Annotated in this window: 1 protein-coding gene; it reads right to left on the bottom strand. The window is 63.1% G+C overall.

All coding sequences use genetic code 11. The features are described 5' to 3' along the window. Window positions 1-40 precede the first annotated feature (40 nt). A partial coding sequence (locus tag UO65_RS15895; RefSeq protein WP_152552113.1) for an IS3 family transposase occupies window positions 41-974 on the bottom strand: 934 nt, incomplete at its 5' end.

Below are 974 nucleotides of genomic sequence, written 5' to 3'. Positions count from 1 at the left end.
TGGTCTGCCATGGAGTTCTCGGACGGTGGTTTAGTGGGTTTCAGGCTGCTGCTTTTGTGTGCTGGTAATGGTTCTCGGCTTCGTTGGGGGTGATGTAGCCGAGGGTGGAGTGGAGTCGGGTGTGGTTGTAGAACAGTTCGATGTAGGCACTGATTTCTCGGCGGGCTTGGGTGTGGGTGTGGAATGTGGTGGTGTGGACGAGTTCGTTCTTCAACGCGGCGAAGAAGGATTCGGCGAGGGCGTTGTCCCAGCAGACGCCGGTGCGTCCGAGTGACGGTGTGATGCCGTGGTCGCGGAGGTGGTGTCGGAACTCGGCGGAAGTGTACTGGGTTCCCCGGTCGGAATGGAAGACGACGTTGTCGGTCAGGGTGGTGTTGGTGGTTGCCATGGTGATCGCGTCACACACGAGACTTGTCCTCATGTGATCGGCGGTGGCCCAGCCGATGATTTTTCGGGTGGCGCAGTCGATGACGGTCGCCAGATACAGCCACCCCTGCCCTGTCGGGACATAGGTGATGTCACCGACAAGTTTGTGCCCCGGTCGATCGGCGGTGAAATCCCGGCCGATCAGATCCGGTGTCGCGTGGGCGTCCGGGGCCCGCACGGTCGTGACCTGCCGTGGTCGGGGCCCGACAGGGATCAGGCCCAGCTCGCGCATCAGCGCCCGCACCAGTTCCGGGCCGGCATGGACGCCCTTGCGGGCCAGAGCGGCGTGGGCCCGGCGGTAGCCGTAGGTGCGCCGGGACTCGGCGAACACGACACCGATCTCGTCTTTCAACGATTTCCGGCGTTCGGTGGTGGCGGAGTTCGGGCGGGTGCGCCAGTCGTGGAATCCGGACCGGGAGACACCCATCCACTCGCACATCGCCGCCACCGGGTATGTGCCTTTTTCGCCGTCGATGAACTCGTAGATATCGGTCACCGATAGTCGCGGGCGAAGAAGGCCGCGGCTTTTCCCAGAAACTCGTTCTTCG

It is taken from the genome of Actinokineospora spheciospongiae (assembly GCF_000564855.1).
In the GTDB taxonomy this organism is placed as follows: Bacteria; Actinomycetota; Actinomycetes; order Mycobacteriales; family Pseudonocardiaceae; genus Actinokineospora; species Actinokineospora spheciospongiae.
Note: the sequence above shows the minus strand (reverse complement) of the source record. Positions and strands in the feature narration are given on the sequence as shown.